We start from the raw sequence: 26,908 nt of genomic DNA on the forward strand, positions 1-26,908 counted from the left end.
GGTTTCAAATATACTATTTTGACTAAAAACATTACAGATAAAACACTTCAAGATTTAGAATTCACAACGGTTTTAGAACAAGTTGCAACGCATTGTATTTCAAGTTTAGGAAAAGAGAGAACAATGCTAATTCAACCTATTCCTAACAAAAAAGAGTTGTTTTTTGAGCTGAATATGGTCAATGAATATTTAGCTTCCTTTGAAAATGAAAACAGAATTCCGAATCATTATTTCGAAGATATCTCTGAAGAAATTAAGCGACTCGCTATTGAAAACAGTTTTTTGGAGACTGATGGTTTTTTAAAAGTCGCTTCGGTTTCAGAAACTGTAAACGAACAAAAGAAATTTTTAAAGAAGTTTCAAACCTACTACCCTACACTTTTTGCCTTGAGTGATGAAGTTGAGTTTACTACCGCTATTGTAGATAATATTAAAAAAGTTATTACTACCTACGGTGAAGTTGCCGACAACGCTTCACCTACCTTAAAACAAATACGAAAAGAAATTGGCTCTGTAAGAGGTAAAATTTCTGAAAGTTTTTCTCGTGCCTTAAGTAAAAATATAGCCAGTGGCTATTTAGATGATATTAAAGAAACAGTAATCGATAACCAACGTGTGTTAGCCGTTTTAGCTATGCACCGACGTAAAATAAAAGGAAGTTTACTAGGTTCGTCAAAATCTGGAAACATTGTTTATATCGCTCCACAAGCAACGTTGACTTACAGTAGAGAATTACAAAACCTCTTGTATGAAGAAAAACAAGAGGTAGTACGTATATTACGATCTTTAGCCGCTGAAATAAGACCTTTTACACCACTATTAACTGAATACATTTCATTTTTAACACATATAGATACGGTTGGTGCGAGAGCTAAATATGCTAAAAGTATTAACGGATTGCTCCCAAAAATATCCAAAGAAAAGAAAGTGTTTTTTAAAAATGCCTTCCATCCTATTTTATGGCAAAAGAATAATGCTAAGAATATTGAAACTATTCCGCAAACCATTCAGCTTAGTGAACAACAACAAATTATTGTTATTTCAGGGCCAAATGCGGGTGGAAAAAGTATTACGTTAAAAACTATTGGTTTACTACAAGCTATGTTACAAAGTGGTTTGTTAATTCCAGTGCATGAACGTAGTGAAACAACCCTTTTCAATACCATTTTAACAGATATTGGTGACAACCAGTCTATCGAAAATCAATTAAGCACCTATAGTTATCGATTAAAAAACATGCGCTTTTTTCTTAGAAAATGTGATGAAAACACCCTGTTTTTAATTGATGAATTTGGTACAGGATCGGATCCTGAGCTAGGTGGTGCTTTAGCTGAGATTTTCTTAGAAGAGTTTTACGAAAAAAAAGCCTTTGGAATTATTACTACGCATTATGCTAACTTAAAAGTATTGGCAGATGAGTTAGACAATGTTACTAATGCCAACATGCAGTTTGATGAGCGTACTTTAGAGCCTTTATACAAACTGTATATTGGACAAGCTGGGAGTTCTTTTACTTTTGAGGTAGCACAGAAAAATGGAATTCCGTATAGCTTAATTAACCGTGCTAAAAAACGTGTAGAAACCGAAAAGATTCGTTTAGATAAAACGATTTCTAAACTTCAAAAAGAACGAAATCGCCTGCAAAAAACGTCTGAGAGTTTAAACAAACAAAAATCGAAAGGGCAAGAACATATTGAAAACTTGCATGAAAAAGAGCTTAAAATACGTGAAAAGCTAGAAGGTTTTCAAGAATTGTATGATAACAACCAACGTATGCTTTCGTTGGGTAGAAAGATTAATGAATTATTAAATAAATACTTTCAAACCAATAATAAAAAAGAGTTAACGGCTAATTTTTTTAAATGGGTAACCGCTGAAAAAACTAAACATATAAAGAAAAACCCTCCCCAAAAGAAAACAAAAACAGAAAAAAAACAAGAAAAAGTAGCAACACAAAAACAACAAGAAGCAATAAAAAAAGTAGAAAAAGAAGTACTCCAAAAAGTTGTAAAAGTTAGAGAGGACAAGGAAAAAGAGGCTAAAAAAATAGCTAAAGAGAGAGCTGCTTATGTTTTTAAAGTAAACGACAAGGTTCGTTTAATTGATGGTAATGCTGTAGGTAGTATTGATAAAATAGAAAAGAAAAAAGCATTTATTAATTACGGGGTGTTTACTACCGAAGCTAAAATTGAACAATTAGAGTTAGTGGAACGAGCTAAAAAATAGCTATAAACTATCTAAAGGGCTACTTATGTTTTTAACAGATGCTTTAGACACATGTGTATAGAGTTGGGGTGTTTTAATACTGTGATGACCTAAAAGTTGCTGAATAAAACGTATATCTGCACCACTTTCTAGCAAATGTGTAGCATAACTATGACATAGCCCATGAATACCAATTTGTTTGTTAATTCCTGCTTTTTTCATTGCTCATTTAAATACTTTTTGTACACTTTTGATACTATACTCACCGTTATACTGCTCTTCAAAGTAAAATTTTATAGCATTTATTTTCCGTTAATTTTCTACTCTTACATTTCTTCAACTTTTACGCAATACAAAAAATAATCTTTGAGTCGTTTAGGAGTAAGATTATATACATGGTAGTTTTTTAAAATTTTTATAAGATGCTTAAATTCAGAAACATAAATTTTAATCGTGTTTTAGTTATACGCTTTGAGTTCTAATTGATTTATAAAATTATAAAGTGCTTGTTGATTAATTTGACTAATTTTTGAACTTGATAGGTGTAACCTCGAGTTTAAAGTTAACTTTTACGCTTTTCTAACAGTTGCATATCTGGTAAATGCCAAACTCTTTTGGTCTTACTCCATTTAGCTGACGAAAATCTCTTTCTCAATGCATTTTTCTTTTCAACTGTATACTGAAAAGATATAAAGATTCGGTTTTCTCCATTATGTATGGTTAGGATAAAAACTATATTGAGTAAAATCCATTTCTATAATTTGTATATATTTGGGTATTGTAGAGATTAGGATTAGCATAAATAATTTAAGTATATGAAAAAAGTAAGCATTTTGTTTTTTATGGTTTTAATTTATACCACCTCATTTTCACAAGTTGGTATAGGAACAAATAACCCAAACACAACTTTAGAAGTAGTAGGACAACCTTCTTCGGTTGGAGTTGCAGATGGTGTAATAGCACCTCGAATTTCAAGAGCTGATTTAATTGCAAAAACAGCTTATTCAACAGACCAAGTAGGTGCCATTATGTATGTTACTGATTTAAGTGGAGTCTTAAATACGGCTACACAAAATATCACAGAAATAGGTTATTATTACTTTAACGGAAGTATTTGGAGTTCTATGAATAGTAGTAGCAATGACAAATTTAGTTTTGGGGATACCAAACAAGGTTTTCAAACAACAGACCATAGTGGTTGGATAAAATTAGATGGTCGTTTAATATCTACACTTACAACCTCGCAACAAACTTAAGCTATCGCTTTAGGGTTTAGTACAAATTTACCCGATGCTACAAATGTATACTTAGCTCAAAATGGAACAACTATTGGAAGTGTGAGTGGAAGTAACACTAAAACTATTGCACAAAATAATTTACCTAATGTAGCTCCAACTATATCCATGAGTTTTGCTGGTAATCATACCCACACAATGAATATTAACTCATCAGGACCAGGAGGAGGTGGAGATAGAGCTTGGTTTGCTGTAAATGGTGTTACTAATAATGCCGCTGACCTTGGTGCAGGTGCTACTGAATTGTCTGGAAATCATACGCATGATGCAACAGCTAGTAGTATAAACGGAGGAGTTGCTCAAGCTGATTTAGATATTACTCCAAAAACCTTGAGTACAAATACTTTTGTCTATTTAGGAGATTAATAACCTCTGCCAACAAAGTATAAAATTAATGGCTAGTTCTAGCCTACTTGGAAAATTCCTACGGAATTTCCCGCGGGCAAGGATTTGTATATTAAATTAGTTGTTTAAACACGCCACTAATATTATACATAAACGTTGCTAGTAATTTTAAAAAAACAGAATCTACGAAGAAGGAATTGAACTTGGATTAGAAAAAAAGCAAAGAAATGAAGTAATTGCTAGAAAAAAATATCTGTCCTTTCCGATTAATGTTTTTGTTGGTAAAGAAGAACTACAATTTGAAATAACTAACTCTATAGCTAACCAATTTAAAATTCCTTTAACTGCGGTTCAAGTTGTCGATTCAGCAAAAACTGGATATAGTTAATACAGGTTTTGGTGCTTAACCCAAAGTTTAGAGATTTTAACTAAGTCCGCCAAATCTTTTTGATTTGCTTTATAAGGGAAAATAAAAAGTTTTGGTCAGGTGCTTAATCGAAAGTTTACTACTTTTAATTCCCGTACTAACCATAGCTGAGACGTTATATTTAATTCCGAAAAACTCTCTCAAATCACAAACTCAATGCAATTTCTCAAACAAAGTAACTACATATTTTGTAGTTGACTACAAAATATGTAGTTTTGTAAAAAATATAAAGATGAACATTCCTAAACCTGGAAAACCTGTAAGAGGCTCTAAATCTGGAAAACCGATAATGGCTCTTTTTGACTTGTTAGGGCGAAACTGGTCTATGAATATCCTTTGGTATCTAAAAGAAAATCAAAAATCATTTAGCGAACTAGAAAAAAAATGTGATGGAATATCTCCTACAACTTTAAATACCAGACTAAAAGAGCTTCAGAAAACTTTTATTATTGAAAAAGTTCTTGACGGTTACAAACTAACAGGTATGGGAGAAGAATTGTTTAATCTTTTTAATCCGTTAAGAGAATGGTCAGAAAAATGGTCAGAAAAATTTAACTAAAACTTAAAAAATATGTTTATTATAAATTTTAATTTTGTCAAGCCAATTGAAGAAGTAAATAATTATACTGAATTGCATAGAGAATATGTATCTAAACAATATAAAAATGGAATATTTATTCTTGGAGGCCCAAAAGATCCACGTAATGGTGGGATTGTAATTGCAAACTCAAATTCAGAAAAAGAACTATGTGAAATTTTAGATAATGATCCTTTAATTATTGAGAAAGTTGCTGAATATAGCTTAACAAAGTTCACTCCATTACTGAGTATAACTAATCTAAAATTCTTATTAGGTGAATCTAAATAATAAATACTTTAAACCATTATCCAGTAGCAAAAATAGCGACACAGATGATAGTACGGTGTTTCATTATCGTCAAAATGATGACATAGTTTGGGCTACGTATTCTGGAAATAATATTAGGTTTGGAACTCTGGTTGGTTCTTTTATAAGCAATCAGAGATTCAAGTTCAATTACCAACAAATTGACAACGAAAATATTATAAAGACAGGTAAGTGTGTTTCTGATATTAGTGTTCTAAATGATGGTAGACTTAAAATAATTGAGAATTGGGAATGGACTTGTGGAGGCTTTACCAAAGGAAAATCATCTCTTTTACAATTAAAAACTAAATATAACAATGGCTATAATTAATACGGATTTGGTGTTTAATTCATAGTTGAAAGTTATTGAACAAGTCTGCCAAGACTTTTTATTGGGCTTTTAAAATTGATAAGTTAAAAACAAAATATAAAAATTTAGCTCTGTGTCATTCCTGAAAATTAACGCCTTTTTATGCGCTATGTTTCATACACAAACCGTTGCCACACATTAAAAAAAAGAACTATGAATTTACTTAGAGGGTTTTACATTTGTGTTTTAATTACGAGTTTGTTGAATATTAATAACAACCTGAATAATTTATCTAATCCATCAATACTAATTAGTATAATAGGAATTACTTCCTCAATTGCATTTTTCTCAAAAAGAATGAGATTCTCTTTTTTGGGCATTATATGGATTGTTGCTCAAGTTCCGTATATGATATTCGGAGATTTTACTTTTGACTTGTCTCAATTCATAAATGCTCATTTTGCCGTGAATCTTGGTTCTATTTCTGTAGGAATTAATGCTCAAGTGCTTTTATTGTTTTTTCTAATACCTATTTCTCTCTCAGAGTTTTTATATAGGAAAGTTATTTTCAATGCATATACTGAAAACTCAGAACTAAAGAGAGAAGATACATATTCATTCACTCCGAATGGAATTGAATACAACAGACTAACTTCAGACTCTAAAATTGTTATTGAAAACAAAACTTACAACAAAATTATTTTTGAACCTCAAAAAAGTGAAGGAATAAAAAAAGCTGGGATTGTATTAATTTCTGAAACCGACAACCATAAAATAAAGGCTACCATTGAATATAAAACTGAATAAAAGATGTGGCAACAACGTGTATAATTAATTGCCGCTAAATTTCTGCACCAGAAATTCAATCTTATTAATTATCTTTCCACAACAACGGAAAATGACTAGCGTTCTTTTCCCGCAACTAAATCATATACAAACACGTTAGCAACAAGAAAAACTAAAAACAACTAATATAATATGGTACTTAAATTAGCATATATTGGATTAACAATGGTGACAATTTTATTCTTGGTTTTTATTGGTTTTAAAGCGATAAATGAATCCAGCAGGAGTTCTAAAAGGGATAAAATAAAACTGATTCTCGGATTACTCTTATGGCAAATATTTATCTTATTAGTCGCCTCAACTGATATTTTGAAATCTTACGAATTTCCTCCTCTTTTTGTAATTACCTTTATCATACCATCATTTATTTTTACGGGTGTATTTCTATACTTAAACAGAAATAAAAAATGGATTCAAAGCATCCCAGAACATTGGATAATATATTTTCAGTCTTTTAGAATTTTAGTGGAATTGCTTTTCGTTTTTTCTGTTGCACAAGGAATTTTTAATCCTCAAGTAACTATTGAAGGATACAACTTTGATATGGTATTTGCTTTTACTGCCCCAATTATTGCTTTTCTTACTTACAGTAAAAAAATAATTACAAGGAAAGTGGTTCTAATTTGGAATTACCTTGGTTTAACTGTTATAGCAAGCATTATATTCTTATTTCAAACTACAATATACAAACCAGAAATTTTCGGAAGTGAAGTTCCGTTATTGCCACTCGAAGCATTGACTTACCCATATATATTGATTGCGGCTTTTTTAATGCCTACAGCTGTATTTTTACATATCCTCTCGATTTTACAAATTAAAAAAACAAAGTCAGTTGCTAACACGGTATATAGCAAATAGGCAGTTTGGTGGTTTACGAAAGTTTATTGCTATTTACCAACACCGCCAAATCATTGATTTGGCTTTTAAAAATTAATAAATTAAAAACAAAATACAACGATTTAGCTCAGTGCAAGCTTGAAAGTTTTTCGCTTTCTACTACCCTATTTACCATATACTAAACGTTGTATGCATGTGTGGAGATTTGATACAACAGATTGATACGGTATAGAAAAATTGAAATAATCACAAAAAACGGATTGATTGGATTGGTACTCCGTTGATAGGTAGGTGTAGTACGAGAAATTTATTTTATTTTTTCTCTCCCCCGCAAAAAAGACAAAAGAAACCTAACCCAAAAACAACACATTTGCAAACCACTGCAAGCCAGCCCTGCAAAAGAGTTGTTTTAACACTCCCACAGTTACTCAATAAATAGATTAAATATCATCAGATATGTTTTCTCTTTATTTTATCTACCAATAAATTATCATCACACTTTAAGATTTAATTCTGTAATTTCATTTAGTTTATCCCTAAAATCTTTTAATAAATCTTATTAAGCACATGTAATTTTGTATTGCTATTTGATTATAAACTTTTAAAACTATAATAAAATGAAAAAAGTAATACTAATCACAGGTGCATCTTCTGGAATGGGAAAAGATTTTGCACTAAACCTTTTAAAAAAAGGACATGTTGTTTACGGACTGGCAAGAAGAGTTGAAAAAATGGATGATATTGTAAAAGCTGGTGGGAAAGCGATTGCTATGGATATTACAAATGAGTCTCAAATTGAATCGGCTGTAAATCAAGTGCTGAGTGAACAAGAAAAAATTGATGTATTAATCAATAATGCAGGTTATGCACTATATGGACCAGTTGAGGAAGTACCAATTGATACTGCAAGGAGGCAATTTGAAGTTAATATCTTTGGTTTGGCAAGTATTACTCAGAAAATCATTCCTGGTATGAGAGAACAAAAATCAGGTACCATCATCAATATTTCATCAATGGGAGGTAAAATGTATACTCCTTTTGGAGCATGGTATCATGCTACCAAACATGCATTAGAAGGATGGAGTGATTGTCTTAGAGTGGAATTAAAATCCTTTGGCATTGATGTTGTAATTATTGAGCCAGGTGGTATTGAAACTGAATTTGGTAATGTCTTTATGAAAAATCTTCAGGGAGATTCTAAAAATGGACCATACGCAAACTCTGTACAAAAAATTATAAAATCAACCGGCGAAATGTATGAAAAAGGACAGCTTTCATCTCCAAGTGTAATCACTAATCTAATAGATAAAGCTGTGCATAGTAAAAAACCAAAAACAAGATATGTTGCAGGTTCATTTGCAAAGCCTTTAATGTTTATGAGAAAATATTTAGGAGACAGAACATTTGATAAAATATTAATGAGACAATTTCAATAAACAAAAAACTTCGGCAATGCAGTTGATTGAACAATTAGAAATCTATATACAAGCACAAAAAGGAGTTGGACTAAATGCAATTCTGTTTGGTTCGGGCTTTTTGATAACAGCTTTATTCTTCCACCTTTACGGTGAAAGCGGATTGGCGAGCGGATTTAGAAACGGTGCACTGGTTGTTGGAGTTCTCCTTTATGCAATGGGATTTGGATTGCGTATCTCTCAAGAAAATCTTCTTAAAGAAAATAAAGTGCTATACAAGCATGACAAAGTCGAATTTCAACAAACAGAAATTGAACGTATGTCCAAAGTAAAAGACAACTACCCTAGGCTACAAATAGTAATTGTAGTTTTGGTTGTACTTTCACTTATGGCTTTTCTAATAATTAAGAATATAGTATGGTAAGGAGTTAGTTTATCAGTTGTAGTATTTTTGGTTGGAAATATAATAATTGAAGCCTTTTCTTACCTTGCCATTATTGCTTATTATAAAAGCCTGACAGGTTAATTATAAAATTAGATTAGTTGATGAGACAACTATCAGGAAAATAATCAAATATTCTCTCGTAATTAATAAATATATATATGTCTAAAACATTCACTATTAATTCAATTAGTCAAGTCCATCAATCATTGGGATTGGTTAAACCTAAACACCCTTTAGTAACGGTTGTATATGCTAAGGATATTAAACTGGTATCTGATTTTCAGGAAGTAAAAGTGGTGAATAATCTTTATCAAGTATCACTGAAATCAACAAAAGATTGTGGAAGACTTCAGTACGGTAAGAACTCGTATGACTACGAAGAAGGCACTTTAGTTTTTACAGCTCCAGGTCAAGTAACGGAATATACAGGTGAATTTGATATTGGTAACCAAGAAGATGAAGGATGGATATTAGGGTTTCATCCTGATTTAATAAGGAAGTCGGGGTTAGCTGATAGAATGAATCGATATACATTTTTTAATTACGATGTAAATGAAGCATTACATCTTTCTGACGATGAAAGAAATACGGTTGACGAAATACTGGATAAAATAATAAAAGAGTATAGTCAGAATTTGGATAGGCATAGCCAACATCTGATTATTTCGAATATTGAACTATTGTTGGATTATTGTCTTCGGTTTTATGATAGACAATTTTATACTCGCACAAATCTAAACAGTGATATGGTATCCAAATTTGAACGATTATTGAAAGGGTATTATCAGTCAGATTTGACAATAGACTTTGGCATACCAAATGTTAACTATTGTGCGAAAGAGTTAAATCTATCACCAAATTACCTCAGCGATTTGCTAAAGAAAGAAACTGGTAAAACTACGCAAGAACATATCCACTTATTTGTTGTTGATAAAGCAAAAAACATCCTATTAAACTCTTCCGATTCAATTAGTGAGATTGCATATTCTCTGGGTTTTGAATATCCTCAACATTTCAGCAACCTGTTCAAGTCAAAAACAGGATTTAGCCCAAGAGAATATAGGAATATGAATTAATCAATATTGAATAAGTCAAGATTTTATTGTACTTAACATTCAGTGAAAGCATTATTTTCATTAAACTGGAGAATAATTAGAGTAGCCAACCTTATTTGTAAGCACATTGCCAAGTCCCACGAGCCAGTCTCAAAACTATATTTGAAAAATAAATACTGTAGGTAACACCGTGTATAATTAATGGCTGGTTCTCGCCTACTTACGAAAATCCTAACAGATTTTCTATTCGGTATTTATTTACTAAATTAGGTGCTTAAACATGCCTCTAATCATACATAGACAGGTTACCATACATTAGATGAAAAAACGAAATCCATATTTGGGGGCAATATTGACAATTGGAATTGTTCTGCTTTTTCAAGCAAAATATGTGAGGAAATTAATCGACCCAGTAAGAGAATATTTTCCGGTTTTCTGAATTGCTCTAATTATTTGGAGTATTTACGGAAGAATAAAATACAGAAATGGTAAAAATATTGACCAATTAAGAATACCAACGAATAATGATGATTATAATAAAACAGTACCTTTTATTTTTGGAATAATATTATCTGTTGGTGGATTTTTAGCTCTGAAATACTTTGAATCAGAAAAAATTATGTGGAGTTTACTTTTTGTGACGGGAATTCTATTGTTTATTTTAGGTTTTTTATTTGTGCCAAGTGGAATTATAGAAATTAAAAATAATGAATTGAGTTTTAAAAATGGAGCAAGAAAACAAACAATCGGAATTGAAAAGCTAAATAATATCTACTTAAAATCTAGTCACATAATTCTGACTGAAAAAAACGAAAAAAAGCATTATGTATATTATATGAATTTAAACCAATCTGATTATCAAAAAATTTCAGACTTTCTAAATAAAAAGCTGAATAATAAAATTGAGATAAAAACGTATAGCAACAATGTATAATCGCAATTACTCATAGCCGAGACCGTTATAAGATATTAAAACAAACCTATGAACAGAACATTAAACCTTCATAAAAATCTATTAATATTCGGAATACCAATACTGATTATTGGGATGATGATAATACTCGCTAAATCATCATTTTTTACAACAAACCCGAATACACTCTCGATTGGAATTACATTCGACTTATTATTGACAGTTCCTATCATCTACTTTATGCTTATCAGAAAAACGAATATCCCAAAGACATCGGTCGTACCTTTTTTGATTATTGTAATGATAATTTGTTCAATAATTCTTCCAGTACAAAATCAATATTATCTCAACCTTTTTAAAACTTGGATATTTCCAATAGTTGAGCTATCAATAGTGTCATATGTCATCTACAATCTGACCAAAGCTATAAAATTATATAGGCTAAACAAAGGCGAAAATGTTGACTTTTTTACAACATTAAAAAACACTTGTTATGAAATACTTCCGAAAAATTTAGTTATTCCTGTTGTTACAGAAATTGCTGTTTTTTATTATGGTTTCATTTATTGGAAAAAAAGAAAAATTAATGAAAATGAATTCTCTTACCATAAAGATAGCGGAACAATTTCACTACTAATTGCAATAATTTTCATTGTTGCTATTGAAACTGTTGTTTTACATATTCTTCTTCAAAAATGGAATGTTACGGTTGCTTGGATTTTGACTTTTTTAAGTATTTATTCTGGGATTCAGCTTCTTGGTTTTCTAAAATCAATGTCTAAAAGACCAATATTTATTAAAGATGATAAACTATACCTTAGATATGGAATAATGAACGAAACAACTATCGATTTAAAAAGTATCGATAGCATTGAAATTTCGTCAAAAGATTTAGAACGAAACACGGAAACACGGAAACTATCGTTTTTGGGAGAATTGGAAAGCCACAATATCATTATCAGGTTAAAGCAAGTAAATGAATTGACTGGATTATATGGAATTAAACATAAGTACAAGAATTTAGCATTACACATTGACAAGAAAAATGAATTTATGACCCGAATAAATAACGCCTTACAACAATGGGTATAATTAATATGGGTGATTTGATGAAGAATTTAAATTCTTCATCAAATCTGACATTAATAATTATTTGTCGAATTTAGAAGTGTCTTAAAATAGGGAAGCCTACATAACTCTTTTGCTGAAGTAGAATACTTAAAGTATCTGAAAAAGAAAAACGAGAAAACTGATTACTTTTACTACTCTAGCCTACTTGCCATATGTTACTATTGTAAGTAAATAATTCTGTATAAAGAAATAGCTTTATTAACTCTTCTTTTCTATTAATTAGTACCAAAAGAATAAATGTATCTTCTATTTAATTCAACTCCTTTTATTTAATAAAAGCGAATCTATATTTCCTGTTAAAAATAAAAGTTCGTACCTGTTGTACATAAGTTGATATTTTATTTGGTTTAGTAATAAAGAAGCCTCAATATAGTTTCGTTGTGCTACACCTAAATCTAAAGGGTTTCCTTGCCCTAAATAGTATCTTTCTTGCTCTAACTCATAAGCTCTTTTTGCTGACTCTGTTTGATCTTTTCTATACGCAGCTTTCTTTTTATTTGCAGAAATAGTATTCATTAAATTTTTTAATTCTACATAAATATCATTTTTTATTTGCACTACATCTAGTTCAGAGTTTTCAAAATTTTGTTTTGCCTTGTAAACTTCATTTCTAACACGTATTCCATTAAAAACAGGAATATTTATTGAAACACCTATAGTATTGGTAATATTATCTTTTAAAAACTGATCTTTAAATGTTCTTGTTTGAAAAGAAGAGTATCTTGACCCATAATTATAATACACTGAGAAAGAAGGAATATAAGCTGCTCGTTGTAAATTAACTTGATGTTTATTTGCTATAGATTGCGCTTCAAGTTGTTTATAATCTTTCCTTTTTTCAAGTGCTTTTTCATACAAACTGTCAATACTAACATTTCTATCAAATAAAACCACTTTAAGGTTTTTTTCCAATTCTATTTCCTTAGAAGGATCCATACGAAGCAAAAGCATCAATTCATTCTTCTTAGTATTTAATATGTTTAAATTATCTTCTCTAGAAGATTTTAAGCGACTCCATTCTGCATTTTGTGTATAATAGTCTTGTCCTGGTAAAGCACCTACCTTTATTAACTCTTGTGTTCTTTTAAGTTGTGCTTCTTGAACATCACAAAACTTATTTAAAATTTTATCTTGTTTTATAGCTTGTAATGTTTCTAAATATCTTCCAACTACATTTAATACCACAAAATCTTTGGTGTACTCTAATTGTGCTTTTTGACTTTCATGATTGTATTTTGAAAGCTTTAAATCAGAAAGTTTATTTAACACATTTAAAATATCCCAGCTTGCAGTTATAGAGGCATTTACATATTGTCCTGTTTCTGTTCTTAAAACCCCTGTTAATTGATCAAAATTAGTTCCTGTTGATTCAAATAGGTTTGCAGATGCATTTACACTTGGTAACAATGAAAGATAAGCCCTTTTCTTATTGTATTTAGTGCTAGCTTCATTGTTTTTATCTTTAGCAATATCTACATTACTTTCTATTGCAAATTGTAATGCTTCATTTAAAGTTAACACTTCCTGAGCAGTTACTACAATACTATTGCTTAAAAACAGAATTAATAAATAGGTAAAAAACGGTTTATACATTATTTATATTAGCTTCTAGTTCTTGAGATTTATTTATGTTTTCAGTGACTATTTTTCCATCAAATAAATTGATTGTACGGTCTGCGTATTTTGCATCTACAGCTGAGTGCGTCACCATTACTATTGTAGTTCCAGATTCATTTAACTCCTTTAATAAATTCATAACTTCCGTTCCATTAGCAGAATCTAAGTTTCCTGTAGGCTCATCTGCAAGAATGATTTTTGGTTTTGTTACAATCGCTCTAGCAATGGCTACACGCTGTTGTTGTCCACCAGATAATTGCTGAGGGTAGTGATTTCTTCTATGCATTATCCCCATACGTTCTAAAGCTTCATTAACTTTTGTTATGCGTTCAGCTTTGGATACTTTAAGGTAAAGTAATGGTAGCTCTACATTTTCAAATACTGTCAATTCGTCAATAAGATTAAAGCTTTGAAATACAAATCCAATATTTCCTTTTCGCAAATTAGCTCTTTCTTTTTCAGTACGTTTTACAACTTCCTCATCACCAAACCAATACTCTCCACCTGAAGCACTATCAAGCAATCCTAAAATATTTAAAAGGGAAGATTTCCCGCATCCACTAGGTCCCATTATAGCTATAAAGTCACCTTTATTGATGGTTAAATTAATTTCATTTACAGCTGTAGTCTCAACTTCATCACTTACATATACTTTTAATAAATTTTTAATTTTAATCATACGTCTTTTTCTTATATTAATTATTTAATTACCAGATTAATTCTTCATTTTCTCCAAAGGTACTATATGAAGAAATAATAACACGTTCTCCTGGGTTTAACCCATCTATAACTTCATAGTGAGCTGTATTACGTCTTCCAAGTCGTATTGGTCTTTTTACAGCCTTGTTTGTTCCATCTTCTACAAAAATCCAATTTCCTCCTGTACTTTGGTAAAAACCTCCTACAGGTATCAATGTAGCAATTGATGGATTTCCTAATTCTATTTTTAATCTTAACGATTGTCCTCTTCGAATACTTTCAGGAATTTCTTTCACAAACTGCATATCCACATCAAACCTACCGTTTGTAATGTTTGGATAAACATAAGTAATTTGAAGTTCATAAACTTTTTTTGCTATTTCAGTTGTTGCACGAAGGCCTTTTTTTATTTTAGATAAATATAACTCATCTATTGGAACTCTTACTTTATATACGCCTGTAATATCAACTTGCCCAACACGTTCTCCTTTATTAATATTTTGACCTTCTTGCAATTGTGGAGAAGATAACTGTCCATCAATTGGTGCTTTAATAATAAGATTGTCTAATATTTGACGGACTCCTTCTAAATTTTCTAACATACTTGCTTCTGATGAACGCAATTGTTTTAATTGTAATACACGTGCTGTAGAATCACTCTCAAAAGCTTTTAATGTAAATATTTTTCTTTTTACATTATATTTATAATCTGCTTCAGTTCGTTCAAAAGTTTGTTTTGAAATAAGCAGTTTCTTATATAAGATACTATCTCTTTTAAATTGCGGTTTTAAAATTTGCAATTGATTTTCAATTTGTGCCAATTCTTGTTTCTTGGTTAAGAAATTTTGGTCTAATTGAAGTCGTGTTGTACGAATTCTGTTAATTTGCTCATTTAATGAATTTTCTTGGCTCAAAACACTTAATCGTAAATTGATGTTTTCTAATTCTAGAATCTTATCTCCTTTTTTAACTTCGGCACCACTTTCCTTAAAAATTTTTGTGATATTCCCCCCCTCAACAGCATCAAGGTAATAAATTCTACCAGGGATTACTTCTCCAAGTTGTATAATATATTCCTGAAAATCGCCTCGTTCTACTTTTGAAAATGCTATTTTAGCTGGGTCTATTTTTAATGTAGATTTATTTTCACGTAATAAGAAGTAGTATAAAATAAAACCTGTAAAGAAAACACCTAATACAATAGAAGTTATCTTTTTATTTGTCCACTTTTTTTTTGTAATCTTTTTATCCATACTTTTATACTCCTTATTTTTCTTACCACATTTAGCAACATACGTGCCATTTTCACTATTAACTCATATACAACATCTTACACAAAAAAACTTTATTTACTAGCTGTTCGAATTCGAACAGTTTTGTTCGAATTCGAACGGTTTTATTTTATATTCTTGAATAAAAAAACCTTTATTTATCGTTCGAAAAGTAATTAACTTAATAAGCTTCTTGAATAAAAGTGTATTTTTGTTTTCACATCTTTTTAAATGTTTTTTTTTAAAAAAAGATGCTTAAAAAAGTTACAATATGGCTACACCACAAAAATCTGGGAGTATTTTAATCGTTGATGATCATCACGATATACTTGTAGCTGCAAAATTATTTTTAAAGCGTTATTTTGCTCATATTGAAATCACTACTAACCCAGAAAAAATTCCAAGTATTTTAGCACAACACTCTTTTGATGTTTTATTATTAGATATGAATTTTACGAAAGATATTAGTAGTGGCAAAGAAGGATTTGATTGGTTACAAAGAGTTAAAAATATGGAAGCTACACTACCTGTTGTAATGATGACAGCTTATGGTGATATTCAACTAGCGATAAAAGCTATGAAAATGGGAGCTACAGATTTTGTATTGAAACCTTGGGAAAATGAAGCTTTCCTGAAAACATTGAAAGATGCCATTCAAAAGCAAAAAAGTGAACCTATTTTTTCTTCCACTAACAATTATCAACAAAAATTCCCTGAAATTATTGGTGAGAGCGAACCTATGATGGCAATTTTTAATATAATTGAGAAGATTGCTGCCACTGATGCCAATGTACTTGTCTTAGGTGAAAATGGAACTGGAAAGGAATTAATTGCAAAAGCCATTCATAAACATTCTAACAGAGCTAATGCTCCTTTTGTTAGTGTTGATTTAGGTTCTATTAGTGCCACTTTGTTTGAAAGTGAGTTATTTGGACATAAAAAAGGAGCTTTTACTGATGCACATGAAGATCGTATTGGACGTTTTGAACTTGCACAAGGTGGGACTCTATTTTTAGATGAAATTGGTAATTTATCTCCACACCTTCAATCAAAATTATTAACCGCTTTACAGAGTAGAAAAATTGTTCGGGTTGGTAGTACTAAAGAAACACCTATTGATATTCGTTTGATTTGCGCTACTAATATGGCACTTTCTGACATGATTTCTAAAAAAGAATTTAGACAAGATTTGTTGTACCGAATTAATACAATAGAAATTGATTTACCTCCATTACGAAAACGAAAAGATGATATTTTGTTATTAGCTAATTATTATTTAAAACAATACTCTAAAAAGTATCAGAAAAAATTAGAAGGATTTCATAAAAGTGCTTGTTCTGAATTAAAAAATTATTCTTGGCCAGGTAATATTCGTGAACTACAACACGCTATTGAACGTGCTGTAATTATGAGTAATACGACGTTATTATATACAGATGATTTTCATCTAAAAAAACAAAACATCGCCTCAGAAACTACAGATGACTCATGGGACGCTACAACGCTTCACGATATTGAAAAACAACATATTAAAAAAGTAATGACCACACATGAGGGTAATATTTCATCTGCTGCAGAACAATTAGGAATTACTAGAGCTTCACTCTACAGAAGATTAAAGAAATATGATCTTTAATAGGTTTCAATTTAAAATAATTATTTATCTTTTTGGCATTTGCCTAAGCTTTACTGCTACACTATATCTAATTATTGTTATTGGTAATTTCCCTGCTATTTTTGGTGCTATTTTATGTGCTATTACTGGGGTAATTTTATTTAAATATTTATATCTTTTTATTGCAAAAACAAATCAGAAACTAGAACGGTTTATTGATTCTATTAAGTACGCAGATTTTGTATTAAAATTCTCATCTGATGATTATTTAGATAAAAATTTTAAAGGATTAAACAACTCTTTTAATTCTATTTTAGCTGCTTTTAGAAAAGAACGTGCTTCTAAAGAGGAAAACTTGCAATATTTAAAAACTATTTTACAACAAGTAAACACAGGCTTAATGGTAGTACACAACGATGGAAGTGTTGTACTGGTTAATGAACGTGCTAAAAAAATTATAAATCTGAGAAGAATTAAACATATTAATGAACTCAAACCTGTTGATAAACGCTTGTATAAAATTTTAAATTCTTTTAGTTCAAATACTAATTATTTATTAGACTTTCTTGATAATACACAACTAATTATTCGCTCTACTTCATTAAAGATTAAAAATAAAACTGTTCGAATTTTTACATTTCAAAATATTTATTCAGAATTACAACAAAAAGAAATTGAATCTTGGCAAAACCTTATTAAGATTTTACGTCATGAAATTATGAATAGCATTACACCAATTAGCTCTCTTAATGCTACACTTTGTGAAATTTTAGACAAAGATTTAATATTGGAGACTGACAAATATATATTACCCGAAGAAAGTGTAGAAGATTTAAAAGAAGGTCTATCCACTATTGAAAATAGAACTGATGGACTGATAAAATTTATTGACTCTTATCGTGCCTACTCTAATCTTCCTAAACCCAATTTTGAACAACTTAATTTACATGAACTCATTCAGAAAACATGTCAATTATTAGCTTCTGAAGTAAGTAATGCAGGGATTAAGTTTGAATATGCAATCCCTTCTGAAGAAGTAAAGATTAAAGGAGATTCAAATCTACTCGAAATGGTTATTATCAATCTTGTAAAAAATGCAATTCAAGCAAATGAAGGCTTTAAGAATGCACAAATTAAAATTACAAGTGGTAAAGACGAAAAGGGAAACCCTTTCATAGCTGTGATAGATAATGGTAAAGGAATTGTTCCTGAAGCTATTGATAAGATTTTTATGCCTTTTTTTACTACCAAAAAGGTTGGTACTGGCATTGGATTAAGTCTTTCTAAACAAATTATGCAATTGCATTACGGAACATTATCTGTAAAATCAGAAGAAGGAAAACAGACCATTTTCACTATAAAGTTTTTATCTAAATATACATAAAACAAAAAGAAGTCTAACATTTTAAGCTATATGTTTAGACTTCTTTTTTATATATTATCTTTAATAGAAAAAATTAATAATTAACTACTTCTGTTTTTACTTCAACTAAATCATCAATCCACATTGGATTAGATGCTCTAGGCTCTGCTATAAATGTTTTAAATGTTTTAGAGTAATCTCGATGTTTTACATAACGTAAGGTATATAAATTGTCTTTAACTCCTAAAATTTCTACTTTTCCATTTGTCATAGACATTACAGGTCCTTTCGCTGTAGATGCTAACCCTGAACAGTTTCTAATAGCTTCTGTATAAAGTTTATGTGCATTTTCTAAGGTTTCTGCAAAGTAGTGTTGTGCACCTGTATCTCTTGGCAAAAACATATAATAAGGAATACAATTCATTTGCACTTGCTTTTCCCACATCGTCGTCCAAATTTCCGCACTATTATTTATAAATCTTAATAACGGTGATTGTGTACGAATAACTGCACCAACTTCTCTTAATTTATCTATCGCTTCTTTTACCACAGGCGGTTCTAATTCTTTTGGGTGATTAAAGTGAGCCATAAATCCTAAATGTTTTCCTGCTTTTGTTATTTTTCTTAATACATTCAACATTCCTTCTGCATCATCATCTGTTGTAAATTTATATGGCCAATAACTTAACGCTTTTGTTCCAATACGTATGGTTTTGATACTCTCTACTTTAAGTAGTGGTTCGATGTATGAGTCTAACACACGAGAATTCATAATCATTGGATCTCCTCCTGTAAATAATACTTCCGATATTTGAGGATTTTCACTTAAGTATTTTAGAAGTGGATCTATTTCTTTTGACTGAATTTTAAAATCTAAATCATTAATAAATTGTGGCCATCGAAAACAAAATGTGCAATATGCATGGCAAGTTTGACTTTGACTTGGAAAAAATAATAAGATGTCTTTGTATTTATGCTGAATTCCTTCTAACTTTTCTGTTTCAAGAAAAGCTCCATTTAGTTCTGTTTGTCCTGCTGGATGTGGATTTAGTTCCATTCGAATATTATAAATCACCTCTTTTAACTCCTCTTTAGTTCCTGTAGCTCTAATTTCTTTTAATAGCTGAAAATGTTCTAGAGTTAACATTTCTTTATGGGGAAAGTTCAAGCGAAATATCGGGTCATTGGGAATATTATCCCAATCAATTAAATTTTCCAATACGTAATTATTCGTTTTGAAAGGATAAATTGAGCTAACAATTTTTATTTCCTCTATTTGCTCTTTGCTAAGTTTACTTAGTTGAGGTATTTTTTCGAGTTTATTTAATGTATATGATTTAAATTTCTGCATGTTCAGTTTTTTGGTTTATATATGTTTAACAACATCTATTATTTTGGAATGCTGAGTAGTTAGTTTATGTGTAATAGAGTTACCCCATCGATGCCAAAATACTTCGATCTCCTGTAAATGGTAATCTTCCATGTAATGCTGTCATATTATCTACCATCAATAAATCTCCCTTTTGCCAAGGTACAGGTATTGTAATATCATCTAGTACTTGGATAATGTTTTCTATATATTCTTTTTTTATTTCTGTACCATCTGCAAAGCGAGAAAACATAGGTAATGCATCTTCTTCTCCTCCATTCATTAGTAATAGCGTATCATATATTTCTTCTTCGTACATGGCTGCTGGATAAAATTGATCTACTTGATTAAACCATAATCGGTCCCCTGTTATAGGGTGCTTTCTTATTGCTGGCCTATGTTGCGTTAATCTAACTATACCATCTTTTTTCCAATCTACTTCTATTCCATTTTCTTTACAATAAGCTTCCATTGAGGCTTTATCTTCAGTTTCAAATGCTTCTTGCCACGATGGACCTAAACCTGCTCCTGAATGTAAATTTCTTATGTATGTGATTCCTTTTTTTTCAAATGCTTCAACTACTTCTGGTTTTAGTAACTCTAACGCTTTTTTACAGTCTCCTACAGTAGTTTCTCCTCCGGTAGTTGCAGGAGTTTGACAGCAAAAGAATATTTTTTTAGGATATAAATTAGAGTATGAAAATTCTGTATGCAAGCGTACTATAGAAGCTTCATCATATTCTGAGGCATTATATACATTAGATGAGTATTTTCCTCTTGAAGAGTTTCCATCTAAAAAAGCTGGTGCCTTTGGACATAACTTCTTCATTAAACTTCCAAACTTGTCTACATCATCTATATTGATTCCAACTACATGAATAGCGCCAACATTCATTAACCGATCTTCAATGACCTCTTTATTTTCTTCATAATACGTTAAAAATTTATCCATACTACCATTTTTAAAAGTAATAGTCATTGGATATTTGTCTTCTTCTACTATAATGTCTTCATGTGATATTAATGTTTTCATTTTCTCTGATTCGTTTTTATGGTTATTAGTCAATTTCGTAGTGTAATTCTTTTTCTCCGTACAATCGTTCTGCTTGTATATTATTTTCTTTACAATGATTGATAAGATTATTTGAGGCTACTATAGGATGTGCTTCTTCGTTGTAGCGAACACTACTGATGAATTCTACCCAAGGTTCTAATCCCATAGCATAGACATATAATTCTTTTGGATTGAATGATTTTACCAATCCTTTTCCTCTTTCAAAATTTGATCCTGCAAGTCTTCTTGTATTATCAACTTCTCTATCAACTTCTCCTTCTATTAACGGTCCGTATACCCATGAAAAAGGGGCTCCATCACATTCCATTCCTAAAAATATAACATCTATAGAGCCAATATGTTTTGCTACAATATCATATAGTTTTGGTTCTATGTTACATGAGTCTGCCATAAACATCATTGAGTGCTTTCCAATACTTACTGCATAACATATTTTTGCTTGAATATCCAAGTCACCGTGCTCTCCTAAAAAAGGAATACCTGTAATTTTACAATCGTTAGCTTCAATCGTTTCCATATCTCCTAATTCTAGTACATTGTCAAAACCAATTGTTTTTAACATAAGTTTTAAATTTGGATCTTGAAGATTACCTATAGCTCCCTTAGGAACTACAATATTTTTTACCATATGACGTAAACTTAACATTGTTTCAAACAAAATATGATCTTGGTGATTGTGTGTTATCAATACATAATCAATTTCATCTGGTAAATCTTGTAATGAATACCTATTTACTTCATTTTGATACCCGTAGTAACTTATCACAGGGTCTACTAATATGGAAATATCTTTAGTTTCAATTAGAATACAAGCATGACCGTAGTAACGCATTCTAATTTTATCACCCGTATATTTCTTATACTTTTCTGGTTTTTCTGTAGTAAAGAATGATTCAAATAATTCTTTTTGATCATCTCCTATATTAAAGTCTTTTAGTAAATCGTCTAATGTATCAGCTTTATTTCTCATGCTACACATTTTATCGATAGCTTTACTAGCAAACGGTATATTAATTTCTAAACAATTTTTCTCTGGTAATCTTGCTGTGCTTAATACAAATGGACGCTCATCGTTTTCAGTTAACCAAAGTATTATACTTTGTGCATCTTCATTATAATATTCACTTTTGTACATAAGACTCTCAAATATTCTAAAGGAGGGGTTTCCATTAAGATCATAATTAAGTTCTACATATCCTTTTAATATTTCTGGTACCTTTTCATATAAAGGTTCTAATGAATGACCGTCTCCATGCTCTTCTAATAACCTTGTTAATTCATGAATAGCTTCTGCTAATTCTAACATTGGTTTTCGTTCTTCAAAAGCTTGTGTTATTAATTCACTTACTTCTTCCTTTCTGTTTGAATTATAATTCATAAAGGGGCCTCCTAACATTTTAGGGTTTCGTGTAGCTGCCATATGGATATTTGGAGCTTGTACGTAAGAATTCATGATTTTTAGATGTCTTGACTTTATATTCATCGCAGATGTTGGTGGATAAATTAAGTGTGTCCAGGCATACCATTTGTCTATTAATGGTTCTAAAACTACATTAGGTTTTAGATATACTTTTTTGTTTTCCATGTATCTTTTATAATAATTATTTCTTTGATATAATAAATTAAGTTAGCTAATTGGTGTCTTTAAAAAGATGGTTTTTGTTTTTTGAGCTACACTGTAATTGCTAATAACTCTTGTGCTATGATTTCAATATTCTTAGTTAATTGGATAGCATCATAATGGTTCCCTTCAAGATAGAAGTGTTCAAAATTCCCTTTAGTATACTTTTCCCAATCTTTCATATTTAAAAACTTATTACTTATGTTTTTCTTTGTTTTGAAAGCAATAATATCTCCTTTTATTTTTCCACGTTGCTTATATTTATTATTGAGCTCAATATTGTTTTTCCATAATTTTCGAATACGTGTAGTTTGCTCTTCATTGTATTCAAAATTTCTTAACCATCCTTCTAGGTAATTTAATTCATTCTGAGTAGATTGTTTTACTTCTTCTGTAAGTTTTGGTTTTCTTCTACTAATATTTCTATCTATTAGAAGTAATCGTGTTTGATATCCTTTTTCTTCTAATATTTTAGCTGTTTCAAACGCCAAACTTGCGCCCAATGAAAATCCGATTAAAGTTATTTTTTTCGGTGTGTGCTTGTCCATTACTTGTCTAGAAAAGTTCCAGGCTTTATCTTCTAAACTCTTATCAAAAGGTTCATCAAAATCAAATCCATTATCTTGAATTCCAAAACAGTTAAAATCATCTTTTAATAATTTTACAATTCCCAAATATGCTAAAGAGGTTCCCATTAACGGCGGTAAAAAGAATATATCTTCTCTTTCTTCAATACTATCTGTTAGTGTAATAATATTATTAAATTCTACTTGAGAAGTATTGGTAAGTTCTACTAAGTTTTTGATGTAAGGGGCACTAATCACATCTCCTAGATTTAATCTTAAATCCATTTCTTCATTTATTCTCGACACCATTTGAAGTGCTTTCATAGAGTGTCCACCAATTTCGAAGAAATTATCTTCAATACCTATTTCCTCTCGATCTAAAATATTCTTCCAAATTTCCACCATTTTTATTTCACTTTCGTTTGTTGGTGCTACATATTTGGTTGTCGATATTTCAGTTGGTTTTGGCAATGCTTTTTTATCAATTTTCCCATTAAGTGTTAGTGGAAATTTTTCTATTTGAATAAAATACTCAGGAATCATATACGACGGTAGAAAATCTTTTAAATACTCTTTTAGGTCACTCTTTTCTAAGATTTCATCCGATATGAAGTATGCTACTAAATATTCATCCTCTGCTTCTTTAAATACATTGACTAATGCTTGATTAATATCTGGGTGTGCTGCTAAGTTATTTTCAATTTCACCTAATTCTATACGTAACCCTCTAATATTTACCTGTGCATCGTTACGTCCAATAAATTCAATATTTCCATCTGCTAACCATTTTACAACATCTCCTGTTTTGTATAAACGTCCTTCTCCAAATGGGTTTGGAATAAACATTTTATTGGTTAATTCTTCATTATTTATGTATCCTCTAGCGATACCAGCACCTCCAATATAAAGTTCTCCTTCAAAACCTATTGGCATTGGATTTAGATGTTTATCTAAAATATATGCTTCTTTGTTTTTAATTGGTTTACCAATTGGAATGTCTTTATCTCCGAATACTTCATCTACTTTAAATACTGTACTTACTACAACCGTTTCTGTTGGCCCATAGTTATTATAAAGAGTAAATGGTACATCTTCAAGCGTTCCTAAAGTATCTCCTCCTGTAAGAATTTTAACATTAGGGTTGATTTCTTTGCCAGATTGTTGTAAGAATTTACATACTGCTGTAGGCAAGAATACTTGATCTATTTCTTTTTCATGAATCCAATCAATTAAGTTATCAAAACCTGTTCTTTGCTTTTCAGCAGACATATATATGGTAGCACCATTTAAAATAGCTGGCCAAAACTCCCAAACACTTGCATCAAAACTTATACTTGCATACATACTTACTTTACTTTCATATGTTAAACCATAGTATTCTGTATGCCAATCACATAAATTAATTAACCCAGATTGCTCAACCATTACTCCTTTTGGTTTACCTGTAGAACCTGATGTATATATTACATATGCTAAATTATTAGGTGTACCTTCATTTTTAAAGTTTGTCACAGGATAATTATCTACCTGATACCATTCTTGGGGTACTTTGAAAATTTCTGAAGAAAGATTATCTTCAAAATAATCTGTTAATACTAATTTGACATTTGCGTCTGTAAGTTGATAATTGATTCGTTCTAAAGGTGAATTTACATTTATTGGTAAATATGCTGCTCCTGTTTTTGCAACGGCCAGTATGCTTATTGCCAACCATTCATTATGTTCTGCAATTATCCCTATAATATCCTCTGGTTTAGCATCGTACTTGTTTTTTAAGTATTGTGCTAACTTATTTGCTTTTTCATTTAATTCTTTATATGTCATTTCATATTCTCCATCAACTATGGCAATACGATCTCCATGTTTAGCAACTTGTATTTCGAATAACTCATTTAGTGTTTGTTCTGGAACAACAATATTAGTTTCTTCTTTACTTGTGAAGTTTTTAACAACAAGCTCCTCTTCTTCCTCTAAAAGATAGTTTAATTTGTAAATATCGGTTTCAGGTTTTTGTACTAAAGTGGATAATAGTTTAATTATATGCTCACCCATTTTTTCAACACGTTCTTTAAAGAATAAATCAGTATCATATTCAATTGACATAATTAACTCTCCATCACGTTCTCTAAAATAATAGGTCAAGTCAAACTTACTTATCGGTACTTGTACATTTGTTTCTTCAACTTCTATTCCTTCAAATGTCATTGTACTTTCTTCTTCATTCATATTGGCATCTTGTAATACCACCATGACATCAAGAATAGGTGATCTACTTAAATCACGTATTACTTTTAAATCATCTACTAATTTATCAAATGGATAAATTCGGTGGTCAAATGCTTCAAGAACTGTAGCTCTAACCGTTTGTAAAAAGCTTAGAAATGAATCATTCTCTTGATATTTACTTTTAAAAGCAAGTGTATTTGAGTAAAATCCGATTTGATCTTCTAAATCGGTATGACTTCTTCCTGAAATTGCTGTTCCAATTGTTAGTTCTTCTTTTTCGGTGTATCTAATCAACATTGTTTTCACCAACGTTAATAACCCCATAAATAAGGTACTACTCTCACCAGACAACAATTTTTGAAATGTTTTAGTTGTTTCTTTATCGATTTTAAAATACAATCTATCTCCATTAAATTTACGTGAGATTGGACGTTTCATATCTGTCGTAATGTCTAATGGTTGTGAATCGCCTCCTAGCTTATTCATCCAATATCCTTTATGGTGTTTTAAATTCTCACCACTTAGTTCATTTTGTTGCCAAACAGCAAAATCTTTGTATTGTATATTTAAAATTGGTAATTCTGGTACTTCTCCTTTAACGAGTGCATTGTATATAGTAATAATCTCTTTATTTAAAACTTGTAATGACCACTCATCTCCTATAATATGATGGATGTTAAATAAAAATAGGTATTCTGAATCTGCTATTTGATATAAACCTACTTTTATAAGTAAGTCTTCTGCTAAATCAAATATCTCTTGAGCAGCATTTTGTCCTACACTTAAAGCAAATTCTCTTGGGTTTTCTTCATTTCTTAAATCTGCATAATCTATATCAAAATCTATATCTTCAACAGGTATAATTTTTTGACGTGGCTCATCCATCGTCTCAATAAAAACTGTTCTAAACACTTCATGACGATTAATAATTATTTCAAAAGTTTGCTTTAGAACCTCTTTATCTAATTCACCTTCTATCCAATAACTATATGGCATATTATAAACTTCACCTGAAGACTCAAGTTTTTCTAATATCCATATACGTTTTTGTGGGTATGATGGTGGATAGTTTTCTTGTTCCTCTACTTTTATAATTGGTGTATATTCTTCAAAATCACCATTAATTATTACATCTGCCAAGTCGCCTAAAACTGGATACATGAAAATATTTTTCAGCTCAACTTTTTTAGAAAATACTTTATAAATCCTCGAAACAATTTGTATTCCTTTGAGCGAGTGCCCTCCTAACTCAAAGAAATTATCCTTAATTCCTATACCTTCTTTGTTTAACACTTCTTCCCAAATTGCTACTAACGCATGTTCTGTCTCATTTCTTGGTGCTACATACTCTCTAACAAACTCTTCTGTTGGACTTG

23 protein-coding genes are annotated in these 26,908 nt (G+C 30.5%); 15 read left to right on the top strand and 8 right to left on the bottom strand.

Going from position 1 to position 26,908, the window contains the following annotated elements; genetic code table 11:
• Positions 1 to 18: 18 nt before the first annotated feature.
• Positions 19 to 2,226, top strand: coding sequence for an endonuclease MutS2 (locus ACKTSW_RS00440; protein WP_408023301.1), 2,208 nt, complete (start codon positions 19 to 21; stop codon positions 2,224 to 2,226).
• Here ACKTSW_RS00440 and ACKTSW_RS00445 read toward each other — a convergent pair whose 3' ends face one another.
• The gene (locus ACKTSW_RS00445; protein ID WP_408023302.1) at positions 2,227 to 2,427 is read right to left on the bottom strand and encodes a tyrosine-type recombinase/integrase; all 201 of its coding nucleotides are present in this window, start codon (positions 2,425 to 2,427) and stop codon (positions 2,227 to 2,229) included.
• A gap of 593 nt (positions 2,428 to 3,020) precedes the next feature.
• Between ACKTSW_RS00445 and ACKTSW_RS00450 the strand changes: the two genes are divergently transcribed.
• From ACKTSW_RS00450 to ACKTSW_RS00505, 12 genes are all read left to right on the top strand, one after another.
• A complete protein-coding gene (locus tag ACKTSW_RS00450; protein WP_408023303.1) occupies positions 3,021 to 3,461 on the top strand; it encodes a hypothetical protein in 441 nt (146 codons plus the stop codon).
• Positions 3,462 to 3,542: 81 nt separating this feature from the next.
• Entirely contained in the window at positions 3,543 to 3,866 is a 324-nt protein-coding gene (locus ACKTSW_RS00455) for a hypothetical protein (RefSeq protein WP_408023304.1), read from the top strand.
• Positions 3,867 to 4,504: 638 nt separating this feature from the next.
• The gene (locus tag ACKTSW_RS00460) at positions 4,505 to 4,831 is read left to right on the top strand and encodes a winged helix-turn-helix transcriptional regulator (RefSeq protein WP_408023305.1); all 327 of its coding nucleotides are present in this window, start codon (positions 4,505 to 4,507) and stop codon (positions 4,829 to 4,831) included.
• 12 nt (positions 4,832 to 4,843) lie between these two features.
• Complete coding sequence (locus ACKTSW_RS00465; protein ID WP_408023306.1) at positions 4,844 to 5,140, top strand: YciI family protein; 297 nt, start codon at positions 4,844 to 4,846, stop codon at positions 5,138 to 5,140.
• On the top strand, positions 5,127 to 5,489 hold the full coding sequence (locus ACKTSW_RS00470) for a n-acetylglutamate synthase (protein WP_408023307.1): 363 nt from the start codon (positions 5,127 to 5,129) through the stop codon (positions 5,487 to 5,489). The genes ACKTSW_RS00465 and ACKTSW_RS00470 overlap by 14 nt, the downstream gene beginning before the upstream one ends.
• Before the next feature lie 192 nt (positions 5,490 to 5,681).
• Entirely contained in the window at positions 5,682 to 6,275 is a 594-nt protein-coding gene (locus tag ACKTSW_RS00475) for a hypothetical protein (RefSeq protein WP_408023308.1), read from the top strand.
• A 171-nt stretch (positions 6,276 to 6,446) separates the two neighbouring features.
• Positions 6,447 to 7,172: a hypothetical protein gene (locus ACKTSW_RS00480; protein WP_408023309.1), complete on the top strand. Its 726-nt coding sequence runs from the start codon at positions 6,447 to 6,449 to the stop codon at positions 7,170 to 7,172.
• A 596-nt stretch (positions 7,173 to 7,768) separates the two neighbouring features.
• On the top strand, positions 7,769 to 8,587 hold the full coding sequence (locus ACKTSW_RS00485) for an oxidoreductase (RefSeq protein ID WP_408023310.1): 819 nt from the start codon (positions 7,769 to 7,771) through the stop codon (positions 8,585 to 8,587).
• 16 nt (positions 8,588 to 8,603) lie between these two features.
• Positions 8,604 to 8,990, top strand: coding sequence for a hypothetical protein (locus ACKTSW_RS00490; RefSeq protein ID WP_408023311.1), 387 nt, complete (start codon positions 8,604 to 8,606; stop codon positions 8,988 to 8,990).
• Between the two features lie 179 nt (positions 8,991 to 9,169).
• On the top strand, positions 9,170 to 10,087 hold the full coding sequence (locus ACKTSW_RS00495) for a helix-turn-helix domain-containing protein (protein WP_408023312.1): 918 nt from the start codon (positions 9,170 to 9,172) through the stop codon (positions 10,085 to 10,087).
• A 598-nt stretch (positions 10,088 to 10,685) separates the two neighbouring features.
• Positions 10,686 to 11,000 (top strand): hypothetical protein, encoded by a 315-nt coding sequence (locus ACKTSW_RS00500; protein WP_408023313.1) that lies wholly within the window; start codon positions 10,686 to 10,688, stop codon positions 10,998 to 11,000.
• A gap of 114 nt (positions 11,001 to 11,114) precedes the next feature.
• A complete protein-coding gene (locus tag ACKTSW_RS00505) occupies positions 11,115 to 12,071 on the top strand; it encodes a hypothetical protein (protein ID WP_408023314.1) in 957 nt (318 codons plus the stop codon).
• 294 nt (positions 12,072 to 12,365) lie between these two features.
• On the opposite strand, the gene ACKTSW_RS00510 is transcribed toward ACKTSW_RS00505, so the two are convergent.
• From ACKTSW_RS00510 to ACKTSW_RS00520, 3 genes are read right to left on the bottom strand one after another with little or no spacing between them, the layout of a single operon-like run.
• Positions 12,366 to 13,703 (bottom strand): TolC family protein, encoded by a 1,338-nt coding sequence (locus ACKTSW_RS00510; protein WP_408023315.1) that lies wholly within the window; start codon positions 13,701 to 13,703, stop codon positions 12,366 to 12,368.
• Positions 13,696 to 14,406: an ABC transporter ATP-binding protein gene (locus ACKTSW_RS00515; RefSeq protein WP_408023316.1), complete on the bottom strand. Its 711-nt coding sequence runs from the start codon at positions 14,404 to 14,406 to the stop codon at positions 13,696 to 13,698. Before ACKTSW_RS00515 ends, ACKTSW_RS00510 begins: the two co-directional genes overlap by 8 nt.
• 28 nt (positions 14,407 to 14,434) lie before the next feature.
• The gene (locus ACKTSW_RS00520; protein WP_408023317.1) at positions 14,435 to 15,679 is read right to left on the bottom strand and encodes an efflux RND transporter periplasmic adaptor subunit; all 1,245 of its coding nucleotides are present in this window, start codon (positions 15,677 to 15,679) and stop codon (positions 14,435 to 14,437) included.
• A 289-nt stretch (positions 15,680 to 15,968) separates the two neighbouring features.
• Between ACKTSW_RS00520 and ACKTSW_RS00525 the strand changes: the two genes are divergently transcribed.
• Together ACKTSW_RS00525 and ACKTSW_RS00530 are read left to right on the top strand one after the other, a co-directional pair.
• The gene (locus tag ACKTSW_RS00525) at positions 15,969 to 17,333 is read left to right on the top strand and encodes a sigma-54-dependent transcriptional regulator (RefSeq protein ID WP_408023318.1); all 1,365 of its coding nucleotides are present in this window, start codon (positions 15,969 to 15,971) and stop codon (positions 17,331 to 17,333) included.
• Positions 17,323 to 18,696, top strand: coding sequence for a sensor histidine kinase (locus ACKTSW_RS00530; protein WP_408023319.1), 1,374 nt, complete (start codon positions 17,323 to 17,325; stop codon positions 18,694 to 18,696). The genes ACKTSW_RS00525 and ACKTSW_RS00530 overlap by 11 nt, the downstream gene beginning before the upstream one ends.
• Before the next feature lie 73 nt (positions 18,697 to 18,769).
• Here ACKTSW_RS00530 and ACKTSW_RS00535 read toward each other — a convergent pair whose 3' ends face one another.
• From ACKTSW_RS00535 to ACKTSW_RS00550, 4 genes are all read right to left on the bottom strand, one after another.
• Positions 18,770 to 20,026 carry a KamA family radical SAM protein gene (locus ACKTSW_RS00535; RefSeq protein ID WP_408023320.1) on the bottom strand — a complete coding sequence of 419 codons (1,257 nt, stop codon included), beginning with the start codon at positions 20,024 to 20,026 and terminating at the stop codon, positions 18,770 to 18,772.
• A 79-nt stretch (positions 20,027 to 20,105) separates the two neighbouring features.
• A complete protein-coding gene (locus ACKTSW_RS00540) occupies positions 20,106 to 21,077 on the bottom strand; it encodes a TauD/TfdA family dioxygenase (protein WP_408023321.1) in 972 nt (323 codons plus the stop codon).
• 25 nt (positions 21,078 to 21,102) lie between these two features.
• Positions 21,103 to 22,704 carry an MBL fold metallo-hydrolase gene (locus tag ACKTSW_RS00545; RefSeq protein WP_408023322.1) on the bottom strand — a complete coding sequence of 534 codons (1,602 nt, stop codon included), beginning with the start codon at positions 22,702 to 22,704 and terminating at the stop codon, positions 21,103 to 21,105.
• 86 nt (positions 22,705 to 22,790) lie between these two features.
• On the bottom strand, positions 22,791 to 26,908 hold a 4,118-nt coding region (locus ACKTSW_RS00550; RefSeq protein WP_408023323.1), incomplete at its 5' end, for a non-ribosomal peptide synthetase.

Origin of the sequence: Tenacibaculum sediminilitoris (genome assembly GCF_964513795.1) — a bacterium.
Taxonomy (GTDB): domain Bacteria; phylum Bacteroidota; class Bacteroidia; order Flavobacteriales; family Flavobacteriaceae; genus Polaribacter; species Polaribacter sediminilitoris.